Consider the following 25,796-nt stretch of genomic DNA (forward strand, 5'->3'; position numbering starts at 1 on the left):
TAAAGTAACTTTAAAATAATTAGTATCTTAAGAACACACAATTTAAAACGACTAAATTTATGGGTAAAGGCGATAAAAAATCGAAAAGAGGGAAAATTCACAGAGGCACCTTTGGCGTTAGACGTCCGAGAATTAAGAAGCGTCCAAAGACGGAAGACAAAATCAATCCAAATAAAAAGGCCTAATTACCTTGTAAACACCAACTGGTTTTCTGAAGACAAATCTTCTGTAAATCGATAATCATCATAGTCAAAACCTTTGATGTCGTCCAATGTCTCAGCATTGGTATCTATGATAAATCTGGTCATTAAACCTCTGGCTTGTTTAGAGAAAATGCCAATAGTCTTGTATTTACCAGATTTAAATTCTTGAAACTTGACATCAATCACAGGAACTTTCAAGGCTTTGGTATCTATAGCTTTAAAGTATTCATTACTCGCTAAATTCAGAAATAACTCCTCTTCTTCAAGTTCCTCATTTAAGCGTTCTGTAATTTGTTTTTTCCAGAATTCGTATAAATTTTTATGTTTTCCGACTGGAAATTTTGTACCCATTTCCAAGCGATAAGGTTGAATTAAATCCAATGGTTTTAGTAAGCCATAAAGTCCTGAAATAATGCGGACTGTATCTTGCAACTTATCGAGTTTTTTAGTGTCAATCGTGTAGGCATCTAAACCTCTGTAAACATCGCCGTTAAACGCATAAACTGCTGGTCTAGCATTATCTGATGTAAAAGGTAATTCCCATTCTTGATTGCGCTCGTAATTTAATTGTGCTAAATTATCAGAGATATGCATGAGCTTAGACAAACTTTTAGCTGATTTCTTTTTCAGTAACTTATTCAAACGTTCTGCTTCTCCTAAAAAACAGGATTGCGTTGAAGTCGCTGTTGGCAATTTACTTTCGTAGTCTAAAGATTTTGCTGGTGATAATACGAGTTTCATGTATTCAAGTTTGAGTCAAATTTACAATTCTCAAACCATCTTTTCAACTCGATTATTTTAAATATTTCTATAGGTTAATAAGAAAAATTTATAGCGGTTATTTTTGTAGGTGTTCTTTGACGAGCTCCCATTTGAAATTGAGATATAACTCACTTCTTGCATCCAATGGTTGATCAGAGGATTCAATAATTTTCAACTTTTCATCAATTAACTTTTCATTGACACCTTGTGTACGTTTCAACCTGTTGTGTTGTGTTTTATCAGAATCTTTATGCTCTTTGTGAACAATATTAGAATAACTGTAAAGGTAGAACTTCGTACCTAAAGCCTTTTGCAAGTAGAAAAAGAAAATATCTTCCATACCATAATGCCCAGAAAACGCTTCGTCCACACCATTACTTTTCATAAATGTGGCTCTAGACATAAAGAAGACATTGACATGCGGTCTGACCAATTTAAAATTAGACATGGTATTAAACTTAAAAACAGCATTGTTAGGAAGTTGATAGTCTACCAACCTTTCCAATAAATTTTCAGGAAACACAATATCTAAATCGGTCACAATAATATTTTCAGATTTAGCATACTTAACCCCTAAATTTCTAGCACCACCTTGATTCCACGTGATATCTGTCTTTATCCGAAGTAAGGTGTAGTTTAGAAACGTATCCTCAGGGATTTCAATTGGTATTGGCGAGCAATCATCCACGAATACAAAGTGTATTTTTTTTAATAAATCACGACTGTAACCACTGTAAATCTTTATGAGTTCTTCTAAAGGATCTGACGTATTATCTTCCAAATACAATTGCACCACATAACTTAATTGTATCGTCTTAGAATGGTCCTTTTCTTCTTGGATGCCTTCAGCAAATTGGCGTTCTTCTTCAGTTGTTGTATACTCATCACTATCCCAAAGCGCGATGTCGGCATTGTGGAAGCCAAATTGCCCATTCCATGTATTATTCTCAACACTAAACTTTTGAGCCAAATCTGAAGGCGCAAAAACAATACCTTTGGATTCCAATAGAGGCTTATAGGTTTTGCATATTCTGAGATCTTCTGGATGACAAATTTTGAATTCCTGCTCGTTCGCAAGGACTTGCAACAACTTCTTTGAGCGCAAACTGAAACCACCATTCCCCATTCCCCAAGACACAGGAGCACCAATATAATCGTAAGACAAATACGTTTCTGACCATCGCTTAGGATTGAGCACAAAACCATCTGCTTGGATTACCAGAACAAACGCCGTGTCAACATACTTATACAGCTCCTTAATCATAAACTCACTATAAGCTTCAAGCGAGGTAATAGGCTTTATATTTACTATACGATCATCCGCAACGTCAAAATGAGTAAGGAGTTTTACTGAATGAAATTGGATGGCTTTTTCTGAAATATTAGCAGCTAAAATCAACTTGTGAATGTCTACACAATCAACACCCAACAAGGTCACATTATCTAATTTAAGCATTGGAATTAGTGGTCTCTAAATTTATAATAGGGTTCGGAAAAAACACGTTTAACTGAACAAAAGCTTCAAAAGTTTCTTCGAACTGACTTGGCATTTTTTCAATAGTTATGCCTGTATCTGTTAAATGATTCGCTAGGAATTTTCTACTTTCAAAATCCTTAACCTCCAACAAGTATTCCTGTTGTTCACTTTTGAAAATATAACTATCGTCTTCGATTAGTATCGAATAATCTGGATTCAAAAAGAAACTTGTTGTTGATGTCTTACAGATTTTATGTAGCAATTTCTTGAGCAACATCATCATCTTTTCAGGTGAAACCTTATTAAGACAAACCCTATCGCCACAATTGATAATGACATTATAATTACATTTTAAATTACAATGACCTCGTTTTCCCCATATGAGCTCAACATTTTCTGAAAAAGCGCCCCATGAGCCTGGCCCTGTTGGACCATAAATAGTCAATATTGGAATATTAAAAGCGCCCGCTAAATGGGTAATTCCCGCGTCATTTCCTATATGGAACTTCGCACCAGAAACCTCGTGCGCGACCTCATCAATATTGCCGGTTATTAATTCATAAGATAGTCCCTCTTTTGTAAAATAAGGTTCTGGGTTAGGATCGTCGGGTCCAATAATAATTTTTGCTTTGAATTGTGGATATTGCTCATGAATGAGTTCTATCAATTTTGCATAATAATCTATTGGCCACGCTTTCAAAATAAAGCCAGCCCCAGGGTGTACGGTATAATAGAGCTCGTTCGCCTCTCTTCTATCAAAAAAAGGATAAGGATCGCCTGTTTTTTTTATATCAGGAAATTCTGAAATAATACCATCTTTATAGTGCTCGATGGAATGCTGTTTGACTCGTTTGTGAGTATGATATACAATCTGCGGCTGTTTTTCAGCATCATTATTAAAGCGTGGATAGTTCCCAAGTTCAATAACGGTATCATAGGACGTGGCATCAACTAGAGTTTCATCTACTACGGCAATACCTTTTAAATGACGTTTAAAGAAATCAACAAGTCTCGGCTGGGTCGCATATGTGACTTCTTCAAATTTTTGTTTCAAAAGGTATAATGAAGGAATTGTAAAAAAGATATCTCCAATTCCGCCGTAACTTTTGTATACTAGAATTGTTGTTTTTGGGGCATTGGCATGCGAGCTCATCCGAATGTTTTAATTGTTAAAGGGATGCAAGTTAACAAACCTCTTTGAAATAAAAGTGTTTTTTAAATTACACGAGTCCGTATAACTTAAAAAACACCATATCATTGTCAACCTATCCACAGATAGATCGCTTATGCACTTTTAATAGCCATCATCATAATAGCCATCGTCGTAGTAACCGTCATCATAATAACCATCATCATAATAGCCATCATCATAATAACCATCATCGTAATAGCCATCACCATAATACCCATCATCAAACGAATCTGAATCGTCTGAAGAGCAAGATGAAGCGGATAAACCAATAATACTTGCTACAGACGTGATCGCTAATGCTTGTCCGGATTTCTTTATAAAGTCTCTTCTTTTCATATGATTATCATAAAATTCTTACACAAATTTAACATTTTTTTCAATGTATGCAAATCTAATTTTATTCTTGATGTTTGGCATAATGTCGCCACTTCTCAATACACAATTGCATATCTTCTGGAATGGCTGATTCAAAACGCAATTGTTCACCAGTTTTGGGATGTTTAAATCCTAAGGTCTTTGCATGAAGCGCCTGTCTCGGCAAAATTTTAAAGCAATTTTCAACAAATTGTTTGTATTTCGTGAATGTTGTTCCTTTTAGAATGCGCTCGCCTCCATAGCGTTCATCATTAAATAAGGTATGACCAATATGTTTCATGTGAACCCGAATCTGATGGGTTCGACCTGTTTCTAATTTACAGGATATCAAGGTGACATAACCCAAGCGCTCTATAACCTTATAATGTGTTATAGCTGGTTTCCCTTTATCTTCGTCATCGCCTTCAAAAACGGTATTTTGCAATCGGTTTTTAGGATGTCTACCAATATGACCTTCAACAGTACCTTCATCATCTGAGACATTGCCCCAAACCAAGGCCACATATTCGCGCTCACTAGTTTTATTAAAAAACTGTTTAGAAAGATGCGTCATAGCTTGCTCTGTCTTGGCAATTACTAAAAGTCCGCTTGTATCTTTATCAATACGATGGACTAAACCAGGACGCTCACTTGAATTGTTCGGTAAATTTTCAAAATGATAGACTAAAGCATTTATTAGGGTTCCTGAGTAATTACCATGACCAGGATGTACTACCATACCTGCGGGTTTGTTAATCACCAAAAGTGTATCATCTTCATACACGATATCTAAAGGTATGTTCTCTGGAGTTAGTAGGTATTCATAAGGAGGATGTTCGAGGAGAACTCTAATTTTGTCTAGTGGTTTGACCTTGTAATTTTGTTTAACAGGGATATCATTCACATAAATACTCCCATCTTTTGCAGCCGCTTGAATTTTATTCCGAGTCGCATTCTCTATACGATTCATTAAATATTTATCAATACGCAAGGGTGATTGCCCTTTATCTACTGTAAAAGCATGATGCTCGAATAATTCATCATCATTCTTATCTTCTGTCGTATGTTCTGTAGTCATGACTTAATTAGATCCGCGTTTTCCGTTGCCTAAAACGACATCGATCTTTGAGGTGAGCGGTAGTAAATCACCTGCTTCAATGGAGGTTCCTTTGTGTTTTATAGCAATCACCTCATCCTTTCCAATATCATTCACATAAGTCACCTCTCCAACTTCAAAACCTAAAGTCTCCAATGTTGGTTTGGCTTGACGGAATGTTCTTCTAACAATATTCGGAACAGCCACTTTTCGATATCCTGACGGATTTAAAGTAAGGTATATTTTTCGATCTTCTTTCACTTGCGCACCGGCTTTCGGATACTGTTCTATCACTGAAAACTTAGGATATTTCGGATTGTAATTCGCCGAATCCTGAATTTCCATAACCAGATCGTTATCATCTAATTCAATTTCAACAGTACTTAGAGTTTTCCCTTTTAAATCAGGCACCGTTATAAACTCTCCATGATTAGTTGTACTCTTGAGCCATTGCATTGTTAAAAATACTATCACTAACAAGGCGATAACAGCCAAAGCTAACTGCTTTAAAAATGTTTTACTCTTAAGAAACTGTACAAGACTCATGAAATCGTATAATAAATTTACACTGCGACAAATATATAAAAACGAAAGGGTTTTTTTTATGGGTTTATTTGGTATTTTAGCTTAACTGATAATTCATCGGTTTTATTGTTGATGAAAAACGAATCTGAAAACAAATTCAGTGTAAATGAAAAAAAATATTGCCATCATCATGGGAGGTTACTCCAGCGAATATGATATCTCCCTCAAAAGCGGCCAAATGGTTTTTGATACCCTCGACAAAAACAAATACAATGCCTATCGCATTCATATTTTTAAAGACAAGTGGGTGTTTGTAAACGATTTTAATGAAGAATTCCGGATAGATAAAAACGATTTCTCGGTCATGGTGAATGAAACTAAAATAACCTTTGACTGTGTTTTTAATGCGATTCATGGATCGCCAGGAGAAGATGGTTTTATGCAAGGTTATTTTGAGCTAATCAATTTACCTCATACGAGCTGTGGTATGTATCAAGCCGCATTAACTTTTAACAAACGCGATTGTCTAAGTGCCTTAAAACCTTATGGCATCAAAACCGCGAAATCCTATTTTGTAAATCTTGGCGATACCATAGACGAAGAGGCTATTGTTACAGCGGTTGGCTTACCTTGTTTTGTTAAAGCCAACAGAGCTGGTAGCAGTTTTGGAATTACTAAAGTGTACAAGAAAGAAGCTCTAAATAAGGCGCTTGAGGTTGCCTTTAAAGAAGATGATGAAGTAATTATTGAATCTTATTTGGATGGTACTGAAGTGTCTGTAGGTGTCATCAGTTTCCAAGGAAACATAACAGTCTTGCCAATTACGGAAATTGTATCCGATAATGATTTTTTCGATTACCAAGCAAAATACCTTGGACAATCACAAGAAATTACACCTGCTCGTATAGATGACGACTTAACAGAAAAAGTAAAGGCCACTGCTAAAAAAGTTTACGAAGTACTGCGATTAAAAGGGTTTAGCCGAAGCGAATATATCTTTATGGATGGTGAACCTCACCTGTTAGAAGTGAATACTGTTCCTGGATTAACTGGTGCCAGTATTTTACCGCAACAAGCTGCGGAAGCAGGTATTAGTCTCAAGGATTTGTTTGAAAATGCGATTGAAGAAGCGCTCAAATAATTTATAATTATCTTTAACCACTAAACATCACGCATCGCTTTTAAAAAATTTATGAAACGAGCATTATTTCCAGGATCTTTCGATCCAATAACCAATGGGCATTATGATATTATCAAACGAGGTATCAAACTATTTGATGAAGTTGTGGTGGCCATAGGCATCAACTCGGATAAAACCTATATGTTTTCATTAGAAGAACGAAAAAAATTCATTGAAGATGCTTTCGCCAACGAACCAAAGGTAAAAGTCGTTACTTACAAAGGTCTTACGGTTGATTTCTGCCAAGAAATCAATGCCAAATTTATCCTAAGAGGTTTAAGAAATCCGGCCGATTTTGAATTTGAAAAAGCCATTGCGCACACCAATCGAAAACTCTCTAAAATTGAGACCGTGTTTTTATTAACTGCAGCGAAAACCTCCTACATTTCCTCTTCGATTGTGAGAGATGTGATACGAAATCATGGCGACTACACCGTATTGGTGCCGGATAGTGTCAAAATCAAATAAGATTATTTTTTTTAGCTTTTTGAACAGCTTCCAACTTATTGTGAACTTGTAGTTTACGGTAGATATTCTCAATATGCTTTCTTATGGTTCCTTTTGACAATATCAAATTCTCAGCTATTTGCACGTAATTAAGTCCTTTACTTAGATGCTCTAGAACTTCGGTTTCGCGATTGGATAATTTGATATCCTCCTTGTCCTTTTCATTTTCAATACTGAATGGATTACGTAATAATTTTAAGGTTTTTAAAGCAATAGATGGGTTCATTGCAGCACCGCCATTTAAGGTGTCAAGAATGCCATCATGCAAATCCTTGGCATTAATCTCCTTCAACAAATAGCCATCAGCACCTGCTTTTATCGCATTGAAAATATGTTCATCGTTATCAAAAACTGTGAGCATAATGATCTTGATATGTGGGTATTTTTTTTTGATAATCTCAGTGGTTTCTATGCCATTTAGCACAGGCATTTCGATGTCCATTAAAATGAGATCTAAATTGTGATTTTCTTCCAATTGATTGATTAAATCTGAACCGTCTTTGGCTGTGAATTTCACACTAAAATCCTCAAAAAATGACAGTTTTTCTTTTACAGCGTTGATGAGAAACGTATTATCATCGACAATGGCTATTTTAATAATCATAATTTTTTGGTTTAAAATTACAAGCTCATAAATACGGTTTTCGACATAAAAAACGACCTTATTAAAAAGTCAAAGTAATACAAGTTCCCTCCTGTTTTTTTGAGTCTATTTGAATCTCAGCTGCCATTTCAGCAGCGCGCTTTTTCATATTATTTAAGCCGTTTCCTAATTGAATGTTAGCCATATCAAATCCCTTCCCATCATCAACGATGGTCATTTTATTAACATCAGCCTCTCTGTTGAAGGTCACGGTAATATGCTTGGCTTCAGAATATTTAATGGCATTATTCAGTCCCTCTTGCACAATACGGTAAATATTCATGCCTTGAACCGATGAAAACTTGCACTGCGCCATATCCGACATGTTTGACAGAAACTTAAAATGAACACTATCTGTTGTTAAATTGGCTTTCTCAACGAAATTTGAAATTCTTGAATGTAAATCCTCCAAGGATATTTCGGCCTTATTCATGGCCCAAATCGTATCTCGTAATTCGTAAATGGTAGACGTTGTAAAGGCACTAATCCGCTCTAGTTTTTGAGTTAGTTTATCATCATCAATTTTAAAACCATATTTTAGGTTATCGATTGATGAAATAATAAATGTGAGTTGAGCGCCAATATTGTCATGTAAATCCCTTGAAATACGCAAACGCTGTTCTTGTAATTTATTCTGTGTTTCAATTTTTATCAAGGCATCTTTCAGCTCATTCTCTTTTTTAAGTTGTTTATTTTTTAATTGTTGTTGTTTGTAAAATAAAAATCCTATTAGACCTAATATCACTGCTAGTCCGATAGCACTGTAGATCTCATAGTTTTGCTTTTGAATAGTTAGATTTTTTTCAGCTATTTCTGCACGTTGCATGAGTATTTGTCGCTCTTTTTCAGCCGTTTTGTATTGCTCACGAAACTCCACGATTTGTTTGGTCTTGGTTTCATTCAAAAGGGAATCTTCAATAGACTTATAATCGATATAATTTTTTAAAGCATTTTTATAATCCCCTTTCTTTACATCCAGTTCGTGCATTCTATAATAAGCTTCAAGTTGGTATTTTCTCGTACCGTAGGTCAAGGTGTTCCTCATGGCACTATCCAAGATTTTTTTTGCCGCCTCATAACGTCCCGTTTCTAAGTATATCTTACCTAGATTCACTAAGGTAACACCCTTTAAAGCTTCAAAACCTGGAACTGCTAAGGACTTTAAGGTGTATTCTTCAGCTTTCTTATAGTCTTTTAATTTACTGTAGCTATTACCTATATTCGAATAGGTCGTTCTCGCGAAACCCAGATTCCCAGATTGTTCAGACAATTTTGCCGCTTTGATATTATAATACAAGGCGCTATCAAAAAGCTTTTTATTAAAGTCGTCCTTCTCTGCTAATTCGTCGTAAGCAATGCCTATCCGTCCATAACACAAGGCAATAGCCATAGAGTCTTTTAGCTTTTTAGCTAATTTTAATGCTTTGCGATTCCAAGTAATGGACGCTTTAAATTCGTACATACGATCATGAATATATCCTATGTAGGACATATCTCGTTGCACCTCTGCTTCATTATTCTGAATTTGATTGTACTCCAAGGACTTAAGTGCCATTTTTATCGCCTCAGGAAATTCTGAAAAAAGGGTATGGATATTAGCCTGTCTGTAATACGCATCTTTTATAAATTCTTGATGGTAAGTTTCAAGGTATGGGTTTGCTTTTTTATAGAATTCAAGCGCTTTTGACGGTGACGTTTGATCATGTGCAATCGCCAAATAATAATAAACGATTCCCAAGAGGCTTTTATCCTCTTTTTTATTGATAACCTTCAGTAAGTTCTCAGCTTTTACTTGGATAAGCGAATCATTAGACTCATGACGTAAATCGTCTATCATGACATCCAAATTCTGAGCCGCAATTTGTTGATTTGCAAAAACTAAAAAGAAAATAAAAGAAAGTACCGATTTCATTCTAGGGTATAAAAAAAGCATCAGATTTGATAGCCTCTTTAGGACAACAAAACAAACTGACGCTCTTTTATGAAAATTGATTAATAGCATTGCTAATATATAGACTTCATCATGTTATTGTAGGATTTTTTCGATAAGAAGCAATTAAAAAAGATTAAGCGTAATCGATAAATAATTACGCCTAATCATAATCTCAACAACAAGATTTAATTATTAAGATTGTAAGCATAAACAGTCTCATCGTCGGCTTTATAAAATAAAAAGCCACCTAATTCATCTACTTGATATTCTGGTTTTTTATTCTTCAAAACAATCTCCTTTTCAACGGCTCCTGTATCTTTATTTACCTTTACTAATCCAACACCAGAATCAAGTTTCGTTAGTATAAACTGTGAATTTTCTGTCGCTGAACTCGCTTTAAATCTTTGAGAAAGCATTTTAAATGATGCGTCTCCAATGGATGCGAACATGTCTGCAGCTCTTTTATTTTCCTTCCCAAAATCATTGTAATCTCTCAAACTGTTGCCATAACCAGTTTTATTCATTCCAGCCTTATAAGCATGAGCCGCAGCCAAAGCTGTAGAGGCGACTGCCGTTACTGCCGTGAGCGCTTTCATAAAACCACTCTTTGATGGCGATTTAAAATATTCATGGTAATTCTTATTACCTTGAGCATCTAACAACATCACATTTTGAGATGAGCTTAAAAATACGTTTCCATTTCGAATCTCCATCGCATCTGGCGACTCCTTTTCTTCAAAATCAAATGTTGCCAATTCTTTGATATCTCCACTTTCGGCATCAATAGCATAAATAATGTCATTGGCAGCGATTAAATAACGATTATTATCACTATCAAATGTTGAAGCTACCGTTGGTGAATTCTTGTATTTCAATGGTTTCTCCCATACTTGTTCACCCGTATTTAAATTCACAATATTAGCATCTTCGCCTGTAATGTAAATGAGTCCTTGAGGTGAATGCGCCATGACCAAAATGTTCTCACCTGTCTTTAACGGCTTTTTAAATACCGTCTGACCATCATATGAAATTTTATTAATACCTCCAGATTGAATCCCGAAAAGAATGCCATCATCCATCACATAAAAATGCTGAACATAACCTTTCGTTTTTGGAGCCTTATCCCATAAGTCCTCTCCCGTTTTAGCATCTAGAAAAGCAATAACGGACTCATTCTTTTGTGACAACACACTATTGCTACCACCATCACTCTTGTTACTAACTACAGCTAAGCCTTGAGGTAATATTTCGAAGTTGGACACGATGCCTTTTACCTTGCGATCATCTTCCCAAAGTTCTGCACCATTTTTACCAATTTTGTGAATTCTCGTATTGCTGCCATTGGACGTGGTTTCAAATCCATAAATTTCATTTTCAGCAGCGTCAGAAACCATCCAATTGATATTCTTAATTTTGGTTTGCCACAAATCATCACCGCTATGTGATTTTGCCAACAATCCTTGCGCAGTCGGTATGATTAAAAACTCTTTTAGTAATAAAGGAGTTCCAGTTACACTAAAGTCTTTACCCACACCAACACGTCCAGGTTTGTCTAAAAAGAAACTGTAATCTAATTTGGAAGTCGCCAAATCATAAACCGCAACTTTTGGCGTCATTTTTTCAAATTTATCGCCAATTTTCTGAATACCACTAACGACCAATTTATTTTGTGGTAAAATGACATTACAAGTATAAATTTGATTCCAACTATCGTCTTCTGAATTAAAAATAACACGACCTTGCACATAATCAATGACAGCGCGCTTGGTCTTAGTTAATCCAGCTAATTTCGAACCGACACCTTGAGACACCACGATATAAGGCGAATTAGGTATAAAGTCTGTCTCTTCGGGCTTTAGCTTCCCAAAATTATTGAATGTGAATACGGGCTGACTTTCTGTAGGTTTTATTCCTACCAAACCATCATTGGTAGCGACCACCAAGACACCTCCAACGGTAAGTGTCATTTCATTGATTTTTGCACCTAAGTTATAGCTTTGATCTGGAGCTTCTGCTTTTTGAGCATGTAGTGAAGTCGCACCCATTATGAGTGCAACCATCACTAAGCTCTTGAATTGAATTAATAGCTTTTTCATGTTTGAATATCTTAGTTGACTTGAATCCCTAAATCAAATGAACCGTCAGTGATATTTTTTATAGATTGATCACCATTAACGTTTTTACACGTAAAACTGAAAGTTCCTTTGAGGTTCGTTTCAGTTTCCTCAGATACGTTGAGCTCTCCTGCAACAGTATCATCAAATGGCGCTTGCCAAATTTCTGTCGTTGAATTTTGCGGATTGTTCAAGTCAACATCCGTTTCAGTGTAGGAAGCTACATTGGCTATATTGATATCACCACCTATGGTATAAGTTCCGACACCTTCATAACCCCAAATAGTGAAAGAAAATGCTTTACCGTCACTATTGGTTGCTATGATGATTAAATTGTTTCCATTATTGGCAATCGTGGCCGATGATGATATTTCCATAGATTGGTACGAAGCACCATCGACTTTAGCTACTAAAACACCGGAAGGTGCATTACCTGGTCCGCCACCATCATCATCACTAGAACAGGATGTGATTGACATAACCGATAGGGTCATAACTATTACTAAAAGTTGTTTAAATTTTCTCATTGTTGAATGATTTATGGTTATTAATGAGACAAAAGTGCAACTTAAAGGAAGGTGAGACAATACGACAAATGACGTATTTTTAAAAAGTCATGTGCGAAAACTTAGATTCTAAAAGTGATTGCTTATCCTTTAATTTTTGAAGAAATGCTTGATGTGCTTCCGAATCTGGATGAAATGGTCGGTGTGCCAGACCTTTCTGGACCTCATCAACCAAGTTCATCGTGTCTTCTACACCTTTGGATAACCAAACCTCACTAAAACGTTTCCAAATGTAATTGACAGCCGTTGTATTAGGATGGATCATATCCTCCTTATAAAATCGGTAATCACGAAGTTCATCCATCATCATTTCATAGGAAGGAAAATAATAGTGGTGATGCCTAGGATCGACAACCTCATGGATACTGGAAATCAAGTGTGATTTGCTCAGCGTATTTTCTATAAACCCATCTTTTAGATGCCTTACTGGTGACACCGTAAATATAAAAGTAACTTTCGGATTCATATGTCTTACCAAACTGATCATCGATTGTAACGATTCAGATATTTGGGTTATAGATAGTAGTTCCTTCAAGAATTTTTTCTGAGGCAACTTATGACAATTCGCCACATATTGATCAGAAGCTATATCACGATAGGCCCATGACGTTCCCAATGTGATGATGATGTGCGTGGCTGTTTCTAATTCTTGCGTAGTCTGCTTTCTATACCTATTTAAATTTTCAATTACAGCATCTTTAGAGGCATGACTCAATCGCGAATGCGCTTCAAAACAATGCCATTGTTCGTTGTGAAAAAACAGGTCGTTATCCGTATAGGTTTTTTCATTGATAGCAGTCGTGATGAACCGTTCGATTGCTAACGGGTGAAACAAAATACCGAACGGAATTCTAAGATTTTGGAATTTAAAATAATCAAATTTATCAGCTATATTTTCCGAAAAACAAGACCCTAAAAGCAGCACTTTTGAATGGTAATCGATCTGGTCAAAAGCTTGTGTTTTTAAAGGTATTGAGGTATGAAAATTCACTTGATATAGTCTTTTGCTGCTTCTAAGGCTTGCTCAATGCCTTGTGGATTCTTTCCTCCTGCGGTTGCAAAGAATGGCTGTCCGCCTCCACCTCCTTGGATGTGCTTTCCAAGTTCTCTAACAATTTGTCCAGCGTTCAGGTTTTTGCTTGCTACCAGTTCTTTTGAAATGTAGCAAGACAGTATCGCCTTTCCATCATTTTCAGCTCCAAAGAGTAAAAACAAATTATCGAATTGACTTCCCATCTCAAAACAAACATCCTTGATACCACTGGCATCCAAATCTAATTTTTTAGTCAAATAAGTAATGCCGTTCAATTCTTTCAACTCATTTTTAAGGTCGCCTTTAACAGCCTTAGCCTTTTCTTTTAAAAGTTGGTCAATTTGCTTCTTAAGCTGTAGATTTTCTTCTTGCAAATTTTCTAAAGCCTTCACTGGCTCCTTCGCATTATTAAGCAAATCTTTCATTTCAAAATACGCACGGTTATTTTCGTGATAAAAATCCTTTACAGCATCACTTGTAATAGCTTCTATTCGACGAATTCCTGAAGCCACAGCACTTTCAGAAACAATTTTAAAGTGCCAGATATCGCTTGTATTATTCACATGTGTTCCGCCACATAATTCGATTGACTGTCCAAAACGAACCGTTCTAACGGTATCACCATATTTTTCGCCAAATAGCGCCATAGCTCCTTCGTTAATAGCTTCTTGCATTGGAATATTGCGTTGTTCTTGCAAAGGCAGTTTTCCATCAATTCTTCTATTGACAAAGTTCTCCACATCACGAAGTTCGTCAACCGTCAATTTAGAAAAATGAGAGAAATCGAATCTTAAATATTTCGAATGCACTGCAGAACCTTTCTGTTCTACATGTGTTCCTAAAACCTCTCTCAGCGCCTGGTGTAATAGATGCGTGGCAGTATGGTTACACTCTGTGCGATAACGCTGTTTCGCATCAACCGTTGCTTTAAAAGATTCATGAATATGTTTTGGTAAATTCTTAGCAAAATGAACCGCGATATTATTTTCACGCTTAGTATCAACGATGTAAACTACATCACCATGCGCATCTTCAAGGTAGCCTTTGTCTCCTACTTGACCACCACCTTCTGCGTAAAAAGGCGTTATATTAAATACGAGTTGATATAATTCACCATCTTTTTTTGACGTCACTTTTCTATACTTGACGATTTTCACTTGCGTTTCAAGCGTATCGAAACCTATAAACTCTTGCTCTTCATCTTCAATTAGAACGGTCCAATCATCAGATTTTAATTCTGACGCTTGCTTTCCACGTTCTTGCTGTGCTTTGAGTTTATTTTGAAAATCCTCTACGTTATAAGTAAATCCGTTTTCTCGAAGAATTAAGTCGGTTAAATCTTCTGGAAAACCATAAGTATCTTTTAGTTCAAAAACCTTAGCTCCAGAAATTTCCTTCGTATTTGAATTCTCGATAATACGATCTAACAAGACCAAACCTTGTTCCAAGGTTCTTAAAAATGACGCTTCTTCTTCCTTAATCACATTTTCAATCAATTGTCTTTGAGCTTTCAACTCTGGAAAAGCTTTACCCATTTGATTCACAAGTACTTCTACTAGCCTAAAAATAAAAGGTTCCTTTTTGTCAAGAAAGGTGAAGCCATAACGTACCGCCCGACGTAAAATTCTTCTGATGACATATCCAGCACCATTATTGGAAGGTAATTGTCCGTCAGCAATGGAAAAGGCAACCGCTCTCACATGGTCGGAAATCACTCTAATGGCAACATCAATTTTATCATCTTTCCCGTAATCCTTATTGGTGATTGTTTCAATTTCACGGATTACTGGTGTAAAAACATCGGTGTCATAATTAGACTGAACACCTTGCAACACCATGCATAAACGTTCAAACCCCATACCAGTATCTATGTGCTTTTCAGGTAGGATATCTAAGGAGGTATCAGCTTTTCTATTGTACTGCATGAAGACCAAATTCCATATTTCAACAACCTGAGGATGATCCATATTGACTAGTGTTTTACCATCCACTTTCGCCTTTTCTTCAGCAGAGCGTATATCTACGTGTATCTCACTACAAGGGCCACATGGACCTTGATCACCCATTTCCCAAAAATTATCCTTCTTATTACCCATTAAGATGCGGTCTTCAGAAATGTACTGTTTCCAAATATCGTAGGCCTCTTGGTCCATTGGCAAATCATCTGCGTCCTTACTTCCTTCAAATACCGTCACGTACAGAATATCCTTATCAATACCGAATTTTTCTGTGAGCAGTTCCCAAGCCCATGCAATGGCTTCAGCTTTAAAGTAATCACCAAAACTCCAGTTGCCAAGCATTTCAAAAAGCGTATGATGATACGTATCATAACCTACTTCCTCCAAATCATTATGCTTTCCTGAAACACGCAAACACTTTTGAGAATCGGCAATTCGATTGTTTTTTGGCTGAGCATTTCCAAGGAAAAACTCCTTAAAAGGTGCCATACCAGAATTAACGAACATCAAGGTGGGATCATCTTTCAGAACCATGGGTGCCGAAGGGACAATACTATGATTTTTGTCTTTGAAAAAATTTAAAAATGTACTTCTGATGTCTTGAGACTTCATGCGTTGATTGTTAAAAAACCTTGTTCCTTTTAAATTACTATAAATAGGAAACAATTTATATATTTGTGAAACGTTCTATTATTCTTGCAAAAATAGAACTTTTTAAGATATGTCTAAAGTAAAATATTATTACGATCCTGAAACACTTTCTTATCGCAAAATAGAGCGAAAGAAAGGCAAGACAATTAAGTTTGCCATGTTGTTTTTATTGGCATCGGCTCTTTTTGCTTTTTTGATTGTCTTTATGGCCAGTCAGTTTATTGAATCACCGAGAGAGCGTGCTTTAAAACACGAACTTACCAATTTACAATTACAATACAATTTACTTAACAAACGTGTAGACAATGCTTTCGCTGCTTTGGAAAGTGTTGAAGAACGTGACAATTCCATCTACAGACTTTATTTTGAGGCTAATCCGATACCAGAAGAACAACGTCGTGCTGGATTTGGAGGTGTTAATCGTTATAAAAAATATGAAGGCTATGACAATTCCAAACTCATCATTGAAAGCAATAAGCGTTTGGATGTTTTACAAAAAGCGATAGTCGTCCAATCAAGATCTTTAGATGAAATTGCTGTCTTAGCGGAAGACAAGGAAAAATTTCTAGCTTCAATTCCTGCCATTCAACCAGTGAGAAACAAAGACTTAAAACACATGGCATCAGGTTATGGGTATCGAACAGATCCCTTCACTAAGGTCAGAAAGTTTCATTTTGGTATGGACTTTACAGCGCCAAGAGGCACACCAATTTATGCGTCTGGTGATGGAGTTGTGACACGTGCCGACAGTAATTCCTCTGGTTATGGAAATCACATTAGAATAGACCATGGCTACGGCTATGTATCGTTATATGCGCATTTATATAAGTACAACGTACGTGCGAATCAAAAAGTAAAACGCGGTGATCTGATTGGTTATGTTGGAAGCACTGGACGTTCAGAAGCGCCTCATTTGCATTATGAAGTTTTTAAGGATGGTGAACGCATTAATCCAATCAACTTCTATTACGGCAACTTAACTGCGGAAGAATATGCACGATTATTGGAAAAAGCCTCATTAGAAAATCAATCTTTAGACTAAGCCCATGCACATTGATCTTCCAGAAAAACGTTATTATGGAATTGGAGAGGTGGCCAAGGCTTTCGATGTAAATACGTCATTAATTCGATTTTGGGAAAAGGAATTTGATATCTTAAAGCCAAAAAAAAATGCCAAAGGCAATCGAAAATTTACACCTGAAGATATCAAGAATCTAAAGTTTATTTATCATTTAGTTAAAGAACGAGGCTTTACGCTTGAAGGTGCCAAAACACATTTGAAGGAAGAAAAAAAAGAATCCTTAGATAAATTTCAGATTATAGAAAAACTAGAAGGTATCAAGGCACAGCTTATTAAAATTAAATCACAACTTTAAAACTATATCACTATGAAAAAATGGATCCTACCAATTGTTGTTATCATACTTTTGGTGCTTTGGGGTGTGAATGTAAAAAACACTTCTGTAGACCTCAACGAAGACGTCAATGAAGCTTGGGGAAATGTTCAAACGTCTTACCAACGTCGTAATGATTTGATTGGCAACTTAGTGAACACGGTTAAAGGCGCAGCCGATTTTGAAAAAAGCACTTTGGAAGCCGTTGTTAAAGCAAGAGCACAAGCCACTAAGCCAGAAATAAATATTAATAATGCGGATGATCTAAGTCCGGAGAGTTTGGAAAAATTTAATCAAGCACAAAGTGGATTAAGCAGTGCTTTGTCTCGTTTATTATTAGTAGTTGAAAAATATCCAGATTTAAAAGCCAATCAAAACTTCTTGAAACTGCAGGATGAATTGACTAGTACAGAAAATACGATTCAAACGGCTAGAACACGTTACAACGAAGCTATCAAACCTTACAACCAATATGTTCAAAAAGCACCGCAGTCTCTAATGACGGGACTTTTAGGTTATGATGAGAAACCTTATTACGATGCAGATGCTGGTGCAGAAAAACCAGTGGATGTAGAATTTGACTTTGGTAAGTAATGGTATCAAAAGTCGAGGCATTTCTCACCGCTAAAGAAGAGCAAGAGATTATCGAAGCAATACGTAAAGCGGAACATAAAACTTCAGGCGAAATTAGAATCCATATTGAAGCGTCTTCCAAATTGGATCCTTTCGAACGAGCTATGGAGGTGTTCCATTACCTGAAAATGGATAATACCAAGCTTCGTAATGGTGTCTTGATTTATGTTGCCGTAGAAACCAAAACCTTTGTAATCTATGGTGATCAAGGTGTCAATGATGTCGTCCCAAATGGTTTTTGGGATAGTACCAGAGACACGATGCAACATCATTTTAAAGAACAGCGTTTCAAGGAAGGATTGGTTGAAGGTGTTTTGAAGGCTGGTGAACAACTGGAGGCTCATTTCCCTTGGCATCATGGCAACATAAATGAACTATCAGATGATATTTCTAAAGGATAAATCAATGTCTAAAGCACAAATTATATTAGTTGGTGTCCTCAGCGTTGTAAATAGCTTTTGGTTTACGGCAAATGCGCAGTTTGACATTCCGCCTATTCCTGAAAATCAAACCAGTGTTTATGATGATGTTAACCTATTAACACTTAGTGAAAAGCAAAGCTTAGAAGAAAAACTTATCAGGTATTCGGATACGACTTCCACCCAAATTGTGGTTGCCATCATCGCGAGTACCAAAGGTGAAAACATAGGACTTTTAACACCCAAATGGGCCCATGAATGGGGAATTGGCCAGGAGAAAGAAGACAACGGTGTGTTCATTTTACTTGCCCGAGATGATCGCAAGATATGGATTTCACCAGGTTATGGTGTGGAAGACCGCCTTACCGCAGGAATTACTGGTGAAATCACACGAAATGTCATCATCCCTGAATTTAAGCGTGGTGATTATTACCAAGGTCTCAATAAAGGGTCTGACGCTATTTTTGAGGTCCTACAAGGAAAATATAAAGGGACTCGCAAATCTGATAATGTTAGTGCATTTCCAATCGTTTTCTTTCTTTTTATCATCTTCTTTTTTATCATTTTTATCATTGCTATCACCAAAAACAGGAAAGGTGGCGGAAAAGGCGGTGGTCATCGAACCAATGGCACGAGTATTTTGGACGCGATTATTCTGAGCAATATGGGTCGTGGCAGCTATGGAGGCGGTAGTTCGAGTGGAGGACTATTTGGCGGAGGTAGCTCTGGAGGCGGATTCTCTGGTGGAGGTTTCGGCGGAGGCTTCGGTGGAGGTGGATTCTCTGGTGGAGGTGCTGGTGGTAGTTGGTAATTAAATAAATGAAACACTTTTTTATCATTAGCGCTCTATTCTTAGTTTGTGCATGCAAATAAGAGACTCGTATCCCAGTAGACTACTGGTTCTCTTCCTAAAAATGAATTACAACAAGTGGTGCTCGATTTGTCAAATGTCTTCAACATGTATCAAATCGATACTCTCAGTCAAATGATCATTGACTTTGAAAAAAGGGCTTAGATACTATTATGGAGCAATGGCATTAATCCAGAATATAGAAATTGCTCGGGCCAGTTTCCCCTTTTGAGCCTAAACTATTAAATTTCCAACTAAAACTCAACATAACATATTGTTGCAATACCGTACTTTGCGAATCTTGGATGTAATTTTCTGTGGCACGACGTCTTGCATTGGTATTTTGATCAAGCAAATCATAAACCTTCAACGTTAAAATCGCCTTATCCTTCATGAAGGAATAAGCCAAAGTAGAATTCCAGAACCAGGCACTTTTCTGAAAACCAGGCGCAACATTCGGGTTGTAATTAAAATCAATACTATTGGTCCATTCGAAATGTTTAGGCAAAAAAGTGGTTAAATTTAAATCCAAATCATGCCTAATAAAATTAATATCTTCAAACGTCGGTATGTCGTAGGTGTTATTTGTGTAAGTTAGTCGGTATCTCGGTCGAAACTCCATGACTTCCTTCCAATTAAAACGCAATCCCAAGCTTGGTGTAAGCGACGTCACATTACTTTTATATTGTACTTCATTATTGAAGTTCACATTACGATTCAAATTCGCAGAGATTCCGATATCAAATTTGACAGTCTTTAAGGAATCTGCTTTAATAGATTTGCTGTAATTGATATTTCCGTAGACATCATAATTACCATTAACATTGGCGAATGTCGTGGTTCTTTTTAGTGTTTCTGGATCTACAATGGTTCTTGACACCACTTGATTATTGTTGAAATTCAAACTTAAATAACTATAAACACCTGTTTTTTTCTGAAAGTCAAACGCATTGTATCCTGCATAAATACGGTGGCTATTGGTGGGTTCCAAATTCGGATTTCCCGTAACGGTATTTAACGGGTTAGAGACATCTTGAAATGGTTGTAGTTGATTAAGACTTGGTGGTGAATTATTTAATGAATAACCACTATACATCGATGCTTTGTCACTAAACCTATAATTAAAATAAGCCCGTAATTCTACAGCTTCAAATCGGCGCTTCAGATTCAATTCTGGTCTGAGAAAATCTCTATTTTCCAATGTTCTAAAGACGTAACTTGTTCTAAAGCTCGTCGACCATTTTTCTTTTCGTAAGGTTATTCTAGCTGATGGTGTATTCTCCTGATTTAAATACTGAAAATCGGTACTCAGATCAAAATTAAAATCGTCATAGGCATTTGTTGTTTCATTTCTATCGAAGGTACTTCTCAGATTGGTTCTGTTTTCATTTCTAAAATCATAACTAAAATCTAAAAATAGCTCTTTGGCCTTTAGTGGTAAACGATAAGTTGAAGAAAGCCGTAATCTGCGATAATCCATTTCGGAGGTGGTTAATTGATCTCTTAAAATATCTTCATCTACTGCATTGAAAAAATTCGTTTCAGACGTTAAAAAATCATCAGAGCTTCTGTCGTTGAATTCATTATCCATTTCAAACTTTAAAAAAGCACCCTTATTTCCAAAACGTTTGGTCAGATCAAATTCATTCTGAAAGGTTTTGGCATCATTTTCCACAAAAGAGGCGGTTGTTGATGCGTTGGTTGGATTGTTAGCTTCATCTCGCGTTTCTTCCTCTTGTGAAAAAGAAGTTGTTGCTTTAGACCATCTAAAGGATGGTTTGACATTCATTAAAAATGTAGAATCTATTTCTATATCAAAACCTAAATTTGCACTATGATTCTGACTATCACTAACGGTTTTAGATCGCGAATCGGAAAAAAATCGGGAATCAGGTAATATATTTTCACGCTCTGTTATCGTTTCATTTTCTGAATCACTCCCTGAATAAAAATAATCTGCAGAAATCTCTACTTTTTCACTTAATTGATCGGCATAATTTGCACCAACATTTTGAGAAGTTGTGATGCCCTGTCCTGCACCAAAAGATCTACCATCGATAGCAAAGGAGCCATTGCTATTCATACTCATGCTATAGCCTCCTCCAAACATTTTTTGAATTTCACCAAAACTAAAACCAGGAGAATTAGTGTTATTACCACCTGCCAGAACGCTCACGCGCCTATCATTGTCAAAGACGTTTACCATGCCTGCAAATTCGTAACGCTCATCCGTTCCTGCTCCTGCAGCCACCCTTCCAAAAATTCCTTTATTGTTCTCTTCCTTTATGGTTAAATTAATGGTTTTATTTTCTTTATCACCTTCTTCACCCGCAAAAGCCTCTGATTTAGTTTTAGTATCGGTAATCTGTATTTTTTCAATAATATCCTTTGTTAAATTTCGGGTTGTGATGGTAGGGTCATCACCAAAAAACGGTTTCCCATTCACCAATATCTTACTAACATCCTTTCCATTTACCGTAATTTTACCAGCTTCATCAACCTCAACACCCGGTAATAGTTTCAACAAATCCTCAACATTAGCGTCTTTTTTTGTTTTAAAAGATTTGACATTGAATTCTAAAGTATCTTTTTTTATGGTGATTGGAGCTCTAGATTTGATGACTACCTCATCCAAGGAATTACTAATATTCAACTCGATAGATTTTAAATCAATGAGCTCTTTATCTATAAGTAACTGCTTATAAAATGTTTGATATCCTACATAATCGATAAATAAGTTCAACTTGTCGTCATTAGTATCAGTCAATAATTCAAATTGCCCCTCTTTATCCGTGATGGTATAGGTTACCAGACTACTATCCTTGACGCGCTCCAAATAAACGGTTGCAGATTCCAACGGACTCTGATTATCGCCGGATAATACGGTTCCGTTTATTTTGATAGATTTTGATTGTGCAGATACAGCAGAAATACAAAAGAGTAATGAGATGAAAAAAAAGAATTTCTTCATGAATTTGATTGATTGATGATTAGTAGCATTTGTTGAAACGAATATAAAACCGTTTTCGTATGAATTTTCTTAAATTTATTATAAAACTAACTTATTCATGGTCTTCCAAAAAAAATAAGTCCTCAACTGACAATTGAAACAATTGTGCAATTTTTAGAGCCAATAATGTTGATGGAATATACTTTCCCTTTTCGATGGCATTAATAGACTGCCTGCTCACACCAATTTTTTCGGCAAGGTCCGCTTGAGTCATATCAAATCTAGCACGTTCTATTTTGATGTTATTCTTCATGATTCGCCTTTAATTTCAACACATTAAATCTCATAATAAAAAACAGTAAGGGTGTAAACATATTATAAACTAACACATTAAAAAATGAAAAATTATAGACAAAGAGTACGGTAAGTAAGAGAATAATATAATTGAATATCACAGCCCAAACCAAAGAGTCATTACGCAACTTGTAAATAAACTCATCTTCTACTTTTTCTTTAGAGAAGCCTACGAAAAATCCACCAACAATAATGGCGATAGTGATTAACTCATCTACGATACTGTTCTCAATAATCTGAAAAAAATCACTAGACGATTCAACCGATGAACCTACCAACACCGAATCACCACCTCCAATGATTGCTAATACCTTCATTGTTAATATATCCGTTTCTAAGTTTGATAATATGAATCCTGTACCTGTTATTAGACCAACAATCAGCAGAATCCAACCTGGTAATTTAAATTTATTCGACAATAAATAGTTGCTTTTCATGATAATAAATTGAATTGATTACATCACAAAAGTAAACAATTATTTACATTATGTAAACTTTACTTTACTTTTTAACACAAATTTTAATTAGGTGACGTTATTAGTATGCATCAAAAGAAGGGTTGATTATCGTTTTAAAGTGAAATGACTCTTAAAAGTCCTACCGTCTTCTAGTGTCGCCGAAAACCAGTAGTCAGATGAAGGTAATGGCTGTCCTTGGAACGTCCCGTCCCAAACATCAAATGGAGAATTTAAAGTATAGAGCAGTTTTCCGAAGCGGTCAAAAATAAACACTTTACTATTAGGTTGAAATTGTTCTGAAACACCCTTTAATTGCCAAGTGTCATGAAATGTATCACCATTGGGAGTAAAAAACTTAGGATAGCCAATCACGGAAACATCTTCTGATACAATACCGCAATCATTTTTAGTATCCTTCACGTAAACCGTATAAATACCTGCTTCAAGGTTACTGAAAGTATTTGAAGCTTGATAGGGTCCAAAGCTATCATTAATCGCGTATTCATACACACCTTCTCCTGACACCAACACTGTAATGACGTTATTTGCGTTGAGATCTTCAACAATGACGGTTTCCACAGTAGCTATATTAGAAGGTTCCACAATGATGGTTTTCGTTTTGGAGCAACCATTCACAAAAGCCACTTCTACCGTATACGTTCCTACTTCATTAACTTCAATAGCAATGGTTGTTTCTCCTGTTGACCAGTTGTAATAATAATTATTTGGAATATCTCCTTCAATCCCACCACTGAGCGTAATAGTTTGCGGAAAACTATTTAGACAATACAACAAGACTTCTTGGTCGTTAATGTTAGGCAAAGGATTGACTACCAATTCAACCTGTGTAATTCCGTAACAATCACCATTGTCTTCTGTTCGAGCATAAATGACTTGATTATAAGGCATCGTATTGGTAAAATTAGTTGGAAGCACATTCACTTGCATAAAAGCATCATCATAGGTTTCATAGAATGCTATATCTAAATTTTGAGGGTTATCAGCTAAAATTTGCGTTTCTGCTTGTGACAAGTCAAAACTTACCACTCCGGTTTCTGAGTTGTCATCGCAGACGGTCAAGATCGCTGAGTTTAAAGCATTCATGTTGACGCGAAGTAAGACTTCAGCGGTACTTGTACAACCAGAAGCCGTATCGATAACCTGTGCATAGATCGTTTGAGGATTCGTGGTGTTTATATAGCTTTCTGACTCCAAAATCTCATCAGTTAAATCGGCATTTTCAAAAAACTTTACGTTGCGCTCTTGGGTCACACCGTTGGTAATATCTTCAAAATACAAACTTAAATTAAAGGCAATAAAACCATCTTGAATAGCATCATCACAATCAGCAATTGTCACATCCAAAGCATCTGGACTTGGCACATAATTAGCTGTGATAGGAAAACGTGCACCATTACTACAGTTATCGAATAAAGGCATCACCCAGAAAGTAGTAGTTTCGGTTAAAGCCACTTCATAAGTATCACCAGAATTTAAAACTTCCGAAGCCGTTTCTGAAGCAAACCACAAAACATTGGGTGTATTCGTATTTACACTTAATATCGATGTACCTTCACCGCAAGCTTGATTGGAACTCGTTTCTATTCTCGGTGTGATAATGGACGTACTTGCTGACAAATTAATTTCAGGATCTCCTGGCATACCACCAAACTCTACCAAATAGCCTTTGGGATAATAGGGATTACCTGGTCCCGAAGGATCGCCTTGATTGGGCAAATCATTCCATGAACCAATATTTCCGATAGATGGATCTGTGATATGTGCATAATCTTCATTACCAAAATTATTAGGCTCACCAACATTCCAATTGGAATATTCATCATTTGGTGGTCCACCGTTAAACTGCCCTATCCAAAAGGTTTGTCCGGCTTCTGGTCCTGTGACCCATTTCCAAGTACCTTCGGTTTCAGCATCATTCGCCCCTATCCATCCTAATCCTGGACTTTGCTCACCAGCAAATTGCGCCTCTTCAGCATTCGTTAAAGTCGCTAAATATCCTTGAAGACCAAAATATGTTTGCGTTTCTGAGTTGTTACGTGCCGTCGTCCAAGTGATGCCTGGATCAGACACATACAAGTAATAATGTCCCGTAGATGGTAAAAAATTGGCGTCGCCTAAATTAATTGAGAAAAATTTATCTTGGGTAAATACCACTTGTGTTGTTTGAAAAGTGACACTACTAATTGCTGCTTCAAACTCTGTAAAAGTGGCTGGACCTTCTAGTGTGAGTTTACCTTCAGCAACATTCCAAGTAGCGGTAATATTCGGAAATGTACCATCCAATACCAAGATATCTTGATTCACACTATAACCTTCAGAAATTTGAACAAAAGCGTTTTCTAGTGTGGCATCACCTACATCTGGATCTGAAATAACTACACTAGTCACGATAGGCATTGGTGCACTAGCACAATAATCTTGATCCCCTGAAACAGTAATTGTGGGTGGCGTATTTTGGGTGAAAGCACTAAACATTGCCAAAAGCAGTGTGGCTATCACTAAAAAATACGTCTTGTTCATATA

Annotated in this window: 24 protein-coding genes; 8 read left to right on the forward strand and 16 right to left on the reverse strand. The window is 36.4% G+C overall.

Annotated features, from left to right (window positions below; translation table 11 throughout):
* The first annotated feature begins 59 nt into the window (after positions 1 to 59).
* Positions 60 to 185, forward strand: a complete 126-nt coding sequence (locus ACU8DI_RS00165; protein WP_447110712.1) for a 30S ribosomal protein THX — start codon at positions 60 to 62, stop codon at positions 183 to 185.
* Here the strand turns inward: ACU8DI_RS00165 and yaaA are convergent, their stop codons facing one another.
* The 6 genes from yaaA to ACU8DI_RS00195 form a co-directional block, all read right to left on the reverse strand.
* The gene (gene yaaA, locus ACU8DI_RS00170; protein WP_447110713.1) at positions 186 to 944 is read right to left on the reverse strand and encodes a peroxide stress protein YaaA; all 759 of its coding nucleotides are present in this window, start codon (positions 942 to 944) and stop codon (positions 186 to 188) included.
* Between the two features lie 97 nt (positions 945 to 1,041).
* On the reverse strand, positions 1,042 to 2,421 hold the full coding sequence (locus ACU8DI_RS00175; protein ID WP_447110714.1) for a DUF5672 family protein: 1,380 nt from the start codon (positions 2,419 to 2,421) through the stop codon (positions 1,042 to 1,044).
* Positions 2,414 to 3,595: a glycosyltransferase family 9 protein gene (locus ACU8DI_RS00180; protein ID WP_447110715.1), complete on the reverse strand. Its 1,182-nt coding sequence runs from the start codon at positions 3,593 to 3,595 to the stop codon at positions 2,414 to 2,416. Before ACU8DI_RS00180 ends, ACU8DI_RS00175 begins: the two co-directional genes overlap by 8 nt.
* Positions 3,596 to 3,736: 141 nt before the next feature.
* On the reverse strand, positions 3,737 to 3,970 hold the full coding sequence (locus ACU8DI_RS00185) for a hypothetical protein (protein ID WP_447110716.1): 234 nt from the start codon (positions 3,968 to 3,970) through the stop codon (positions 3,737 to 3,739).
* 61 nt (positions 3,971 to 4,031) lie between these two features.
* Positions 4,032 to 5,066 carry an RluA family pseudouridine synthase gene (locus tag ACU8DI_RS00190; protein WP_447110717.1) on the reverse strand — a complete coding sequence of 345 codons (1,035 nt, stop codon included), beginning with the start codon at positions 5,064 to 5,066 and terminating at the stop codon, positions 4,032 to 4,034.
* 3 nt (positions 5,067 to 5,069) lie between these two features.
* Positions 5,070 to 5,630 (reverse strand): PASTA domain-containing protein, encoded by a 561-nt coding sequence (locus ACU8DI_RS00195; protein ID WP_447110718.1) that lies wholly within the window; start codon positions 5,628 to 5,630, stop codon positions 5,070 to 5,072.
* A gap of 145 nt (positions 5,631 to 5,775) precedes the next feature.
* On the opposite strand from ACU8DI_RS00195, the gene ACU8DI_RS00200 reads away from it, so the two are divergent.
* Both ACU8DI_RS00200 and coaD read left to right on the forward strand, forming a co-directional pair.
* Positions 5,776 to 6,750: a D-alanine--D-alanine ligase gene (locus ACU8DI_RS00200; protein WP_447110719.1), complete on the forward strand. Its 975-nt coding sequence runs from the start codon at positions 5,776 to 5,778 to the stop codon at positions 6,748 to 6,750.
* Positions 6,751 to 6,801: 51 nt separating this feature from the next.
* Complete coding sequence (gene coaD / locus ACU8DI_RS00205; RefSeq protein WP_447110720.1) at positions 6,802 to 7,257, forward strand: pantetheine-phosphate adenylyltransferase; 456 nt, start codon at positions 6,802 to 6,804, stop codon at positions 7,255 to 7,257.
* Here the strand turns inward: coaD and ACU8DI_RS00210 are convergent.
* The 6 genes from ACU8DI_RS00210 to alaS all read right to left on the reverse strand — a co-directional run bounded on the left by ACU8DI_RS00210 (position 7,250) and on the right by alaS (position 16,155).
* Positions 7,250 to 7,900, reverse strand: a complete 651-nt coding sequence (locus ACU8DI_RS00210) for a response regulator (RefSeq protein ID WP_447110721.1) — start codon at positions 7,898 to 7,900, stop codon at positions 7,250 to 7,252. The genes coaD and ACU8DI_RS00210 overlap by 8 nt on opposite strands.
* Before the next feature lie 61 nt (positions 7,901 to 7,961).
* Complete coding sequence (locus ACU8DI_RS00215; RefSeq protein WP_447110722.1) at positions 7,962 to 9,851, reverse strand: tetratricopeptide repeat-containing sensor histidine kinase; 1,890 nt, start codon at positions 9,849 to 9,851, stop codon at positions 7,962 to 7,964.
* Positions 9,852 to 10,057: 206 nt separating this feature from the next.
* Positions 10,058 to 11,968: an outer membrane protein assembly factor BamB family protein gene (locus tag ACU8DI_RS00220; protein WP_447110723.1), complete on the reverse strand. Its 1,911-nt coding sequence runs from the start codon at positions 11,966 to 11,968 to the stop codon at positions 10,058 to 10,060.
* Between the two features lie 11 nt (positions 11,969 to 11,979).
* Positions 11,980 to 12,513 (reverse strand): DUF6252 family protein, encoded by a 534-nt coding sequence (locus ACU8DI_RS00225; protein WP_447110724.1) that lies wholly within the window; start codon positions 12,511 to 12,513, stop codon positions 11,980 to 11,982.
* Between the two features lie 79 nt (positions 12,514 to 12,592).
* Entirely contained in the window at positions 12,593 to 13,543 is a 951-nt protein-coding gene (locus ACU8DI_RS00230; protein ID WP_447110725.1) for a GSCFA domain-containing protein, read from the reverse strand.
* A complete protein-coding gene (gene alaS / locus ACU8DI_RS00235) occupies positions 13,540 to 16,155 on the reverse strand; it encodes an alanine--tRNA ligase (protein ID WP_447110726.1) in 2,616 nt (871 codons plus the stop codon). Before alaS ends, ACU8DI_RS00230 begins: the two co-directional genes overlap by 4 nt.
* A 109-nt stretch (positions 16,156 to 16,264) precedes the next feature.
* On the opposite strand from alaS, the gene ACU8DI_RS00240 reads away from it, so the two are divergent.
* Genes ACU8DI_RS00240 through ACU8DI_RS00260 form a run of 5 tightly spaced genes read left to right on the forward strand, consistent with a single transcriptional unit; the run spans position 16,265 to position 19,451 of the window.
* The gene (locus tag ACU8DI_RS00240) at positions 16,265 to 17,236 is read left to right on the forward strand and encodes a M23 family metallopeptidase (RefSeq protein ID WP_447110727.1); all 972 of its coding nucleotides are present in this window, start codon (positions 16,265 to 16,267) and stop codon (positions 17,234 to 17,236) included.
* 4 nt (positions 17,237 to 17,240) lie between these two features.
* Complete coding sequence (locus ACU8DI_RS00245) at positions 17,241 to 17,570, forward strand: MerR family transcriptional regulator (RefSeq protein ID WP_447110728.1); 330 nt, start codon at positions 17,241 to 17,243, stop codon at positions 17,568 to 17,570.
* 12 nt (positions 17,571 to 17,582) lie between these two features.
* Positions 17,583 to 18,182, forward strand: a complete 600-nt coding sequence (locus tag ACU8DI_RS00250) for a LemA family protein (protein WP_447110729.1) — start codon at positions 17,583 to 17,585, stop codon at positions 18,180 to 18,182.
* Positions 18,182 to 18,622 carry a TPM domain-containing protein gene (locus ACU8DI_RS00255; RefSeq protein WP_447110730.1) on the forward strand — a complete coding sequence of 147 codons (441 nt, stop codon included), beginning with the start codon at positions 18,182 to 18,184 and terminating at the stop codon, positions 18,620 to 18,622. The genes ACU8DI_RS00250 and ACU8DI_RS00255 overlap by 1 nt, the downstream gene beginning before the upstream one ends.
* A 4-nt stretch (positions 18,623 to 18,626) precedes the next feature.
* A complete protein-coding gene (locus tag ACU8DI_RS00260) occupies positions 18,627 to 19,451 on the forward strand; it encodes a TPM domain-containing protein (RefSeq protein WP_447110731.1) in 825 nt (274 codons plus the stop codon).
* A gap of 226 nt (positions 19,452 to 19,677) precedes the next feature.
* Here ACU8DI_RS00260 and ACU8DI_RS00265 read toward each other — a convergent pair whose 3' ends face one another.
* The 4 genes from ACU8DI_RS00265 to ACU8DI_RS00280 all read right to left on the reverse strand — a co-directional run bounded on the left by ACU8DI_RS00265 (position 19,678) and on the right by ACU8DI_RS00280 (position 25,793).
* Positions 19,678 to 22,461 carry an outer membrane beta-barrel protein gene (locus ACU8DI_RS00265; protein WP_447110732.1) on the reverse strand — a complete coding sequence of 928 codons (2,784 nt, stop codon included), beginning with the start codon at positions 22,459 to 22,461 and terminating at the stop codon, positions 19,678 to 19,680.
* A gap of 91 nt (positions 22,462 to 22,552) precedes the next feature.
* The gene (locus tag ACU8DI_RS00270) at positions 22,553 to 22,753 is read right to left on the reverse strand and encodes a helix-turn-helix transcriptional regulator (protein WP_447110733.1); all 201 of its coding nucleotides are present in this window, start codon (positions 22,751 to 22,753) and stop codon (positions 22,553 to 22,555) included.
* Positions 22,743 to 23,231: a hypothetical protein gene (locus tag ACU8DI_RS00275; protein ID WP_447110734.1), complete on the reverse strand. Its 489-nt coding sequence runs from the start codon at positions 23,229 to 23,231 to the stop codon at positions 22,743 to 22,745. The genes ACU8DI_RS00270 and ACU8DI_RS00275 overlap by 11 nt, the downstream gene beginning before the upstream one ends.
* 126 nt (positions 23,232 to 23,357) lie before the next feature.
* On the reverse strand, positions 23,358 to 25,793 hold the full coding sequence (locus ACU8DI_RS00280) for a T9SS type B sorting domain-containing protein (protein WP_447110735.1): 2,436 nt from the start codon (positions 25,791 to 25,793) through the stop codon (positions 23,358 to 23,360).
* Between the last annotated feature and the right edge of the window lie 3 nt (positions 25,794 to 25,796).

Source organism: Psychroserpens sp. BH13MA-6 (assembly GCF_052983595.1).

Excerpts from the sequence above, each read along its gene's own strand:
- ACU8DI_RS00165 (WP_447110712.1), top strand. The coding sequence starts at position 60 with ATGGGTAAAGGCGATAAAAAATCGAAAAGAGGGAAAATTCACAGAGGC.
- yaaA (WP_447110713.1), bottom strand. The coding sequence starts at position 944 with ATGAAACTCGTATTATCACCAGCAAAATCTTTAGACTACGAAAGTAAA.
- ACU8DI_RS00175 (WP_447110714.1), bottom strand. The coding sequence starts at position 2,421 with ATGCTTAAATTAGATAATGTGACCTTGTTGGGTGTTGATTGTGTAGAC.
- ACU8DI_RS00180 (WP_447110715.1), bottom strand. The coding sequence starts at position 3,595 with ATGAGCTCGCATGCCAATGCCCCAAAAACAACAATTCTAGTATACAAA.
- ACU8DI_RS00185 (WP_447110716.1), bottom strand. The coding sequence starts at position 3,970 with ATGAAAAGAAGAGACTTTATAAAGAAATCCGGACAAGCATTAGCGATC.
- ACU8DI_RS00190 (WP_447110717.1), bottom strand. The coding sequence starts at position 5,066 with ATGACTACAGAACATACGACAGAAGATAAGAATGATGATGAATTATTC.
- ACU8DI_RS00195 (WP_447110718.1), bottom strand. The coding sequence starts at position 5,630 with ATGAGTCTTGTACAGTTTCTTAAGAGTAAAACATTTTTAAAGCAGTTA.
- ACU8DI_RS00200 (WP_447110719.1), top strand. The coding sequence starts at position 5,776 with ATGAAAAAAAATATTGCCATCATCATGGGAGGTTACTCCAGCGAATAT.
- coaD (WP_447110720.1), top strand. The coding sequence starts at position 6,802 with ATGAAACGAGCATTATTTCCAGGATCTTTCGATCCAATAACCAATGGG.
- ACU8DI_RS00210 (WP_447110721.1), bottom strand. The coding sequence starts at position 7,900 with ATGATTATTAAAATAGCCATTGTCGATGATAATACGTTTCTCATCAAC.
- ACU8DI_RS00215 (WP_447110722.1), bottom strand. The coding sequence starts at position 9,851 with ATGAAATCGGTACTTTCTTTTATTTTCTTTTTAGTTTTTGCAAATCAA.
- ACU8DI_RS00220 (WP_447110723.1), bottom strand. The coding sequence starts at position 11,968 with ATGAAAAAGCTATTAATTCAATTCAAGAGCTTAGTGATGGTTGCACTC.
- ACU8DI_RS00225 (WP_447110724.1), bottom strand. The coding sequence starts at position 12,513 with ATGAGAAAATTTAAACAACTTTTAGTAATAGTTATGACCCTATCGGTT.
- alaS (WP_447110726.1), bottom strand. The coding sequence starts at position 16,155 with ATGAAGTCTCAAGACATCAGAAGTACATTTTTAAATTTTTTCAAAGAC.
- ACU8DI_RS00240 (WP_447110727.1), top strand. The coding sequence starts at position 16,265 with ATGTCTAAAGTAAAATATTATTACGATCCTGAAACACTTTCTTATCGC.
- ACU8DI_RS00245 (WP_447110728.1), top strand. The coding sequence starts at position 17,241 with ATGCACATTGATCTTCCAGAAAAACGTTATTATGGAATTGGAGAGGTG.
- ACU8DI_RS00250 (WP_447110729.1), top strand. The coding sequence starts at position 17,583 with ATGAAAAAATGGATCCTACCAATTGTTGTTATCATACTTTTGGTGCTT.
- ACU8DI_RS00255 (WP_447110730.1), top strand. The coding sequence starts at position 18,182 with ATGGTATCAAAAGTCGAGGCATTTCTCACCGCTAAAGAAGAGCAAGAG.
- ACU8DI_RS00260 (WP_447110731.1), top strand. The coding sequence starts at position 18,627 with ATGTCTAAAGCACAAATTATATTAGTTGGTGTCCTCAGCGTTGTAAAT.
- ACU8DI_RS00265 (WP_447110732.1), bottom strand. The coding sequence starts at position 22,461 with ATGAAGAAATTCTTTTTTTTCATCTCATTACTCTTTTGTATTTCTGCT.
- ACU8DI_RS00270 (WP_447110733.1), bottom strand. The coding sequence starts at position 22,753 with ATGAAGAATAACATCAAAATAGAACGTGCTAGATTTGATATGACTCAA.
- ACU8DI_RS00275 (WP_447110734.1), bottom strand. The coding sequence starts at position 23,231 with ATGAAAAGCAACTATTTATTGTCGAATAAATTTAAATTACCAGGTTGG.
- ACU8DI_RS00280 (WP_447110735.1), bottom strand. The coding sequence starts at position 25,793 with ATGAACAAGACGTATTTTTTAGTGATAGCCACACTGCTTTTGGCAATG.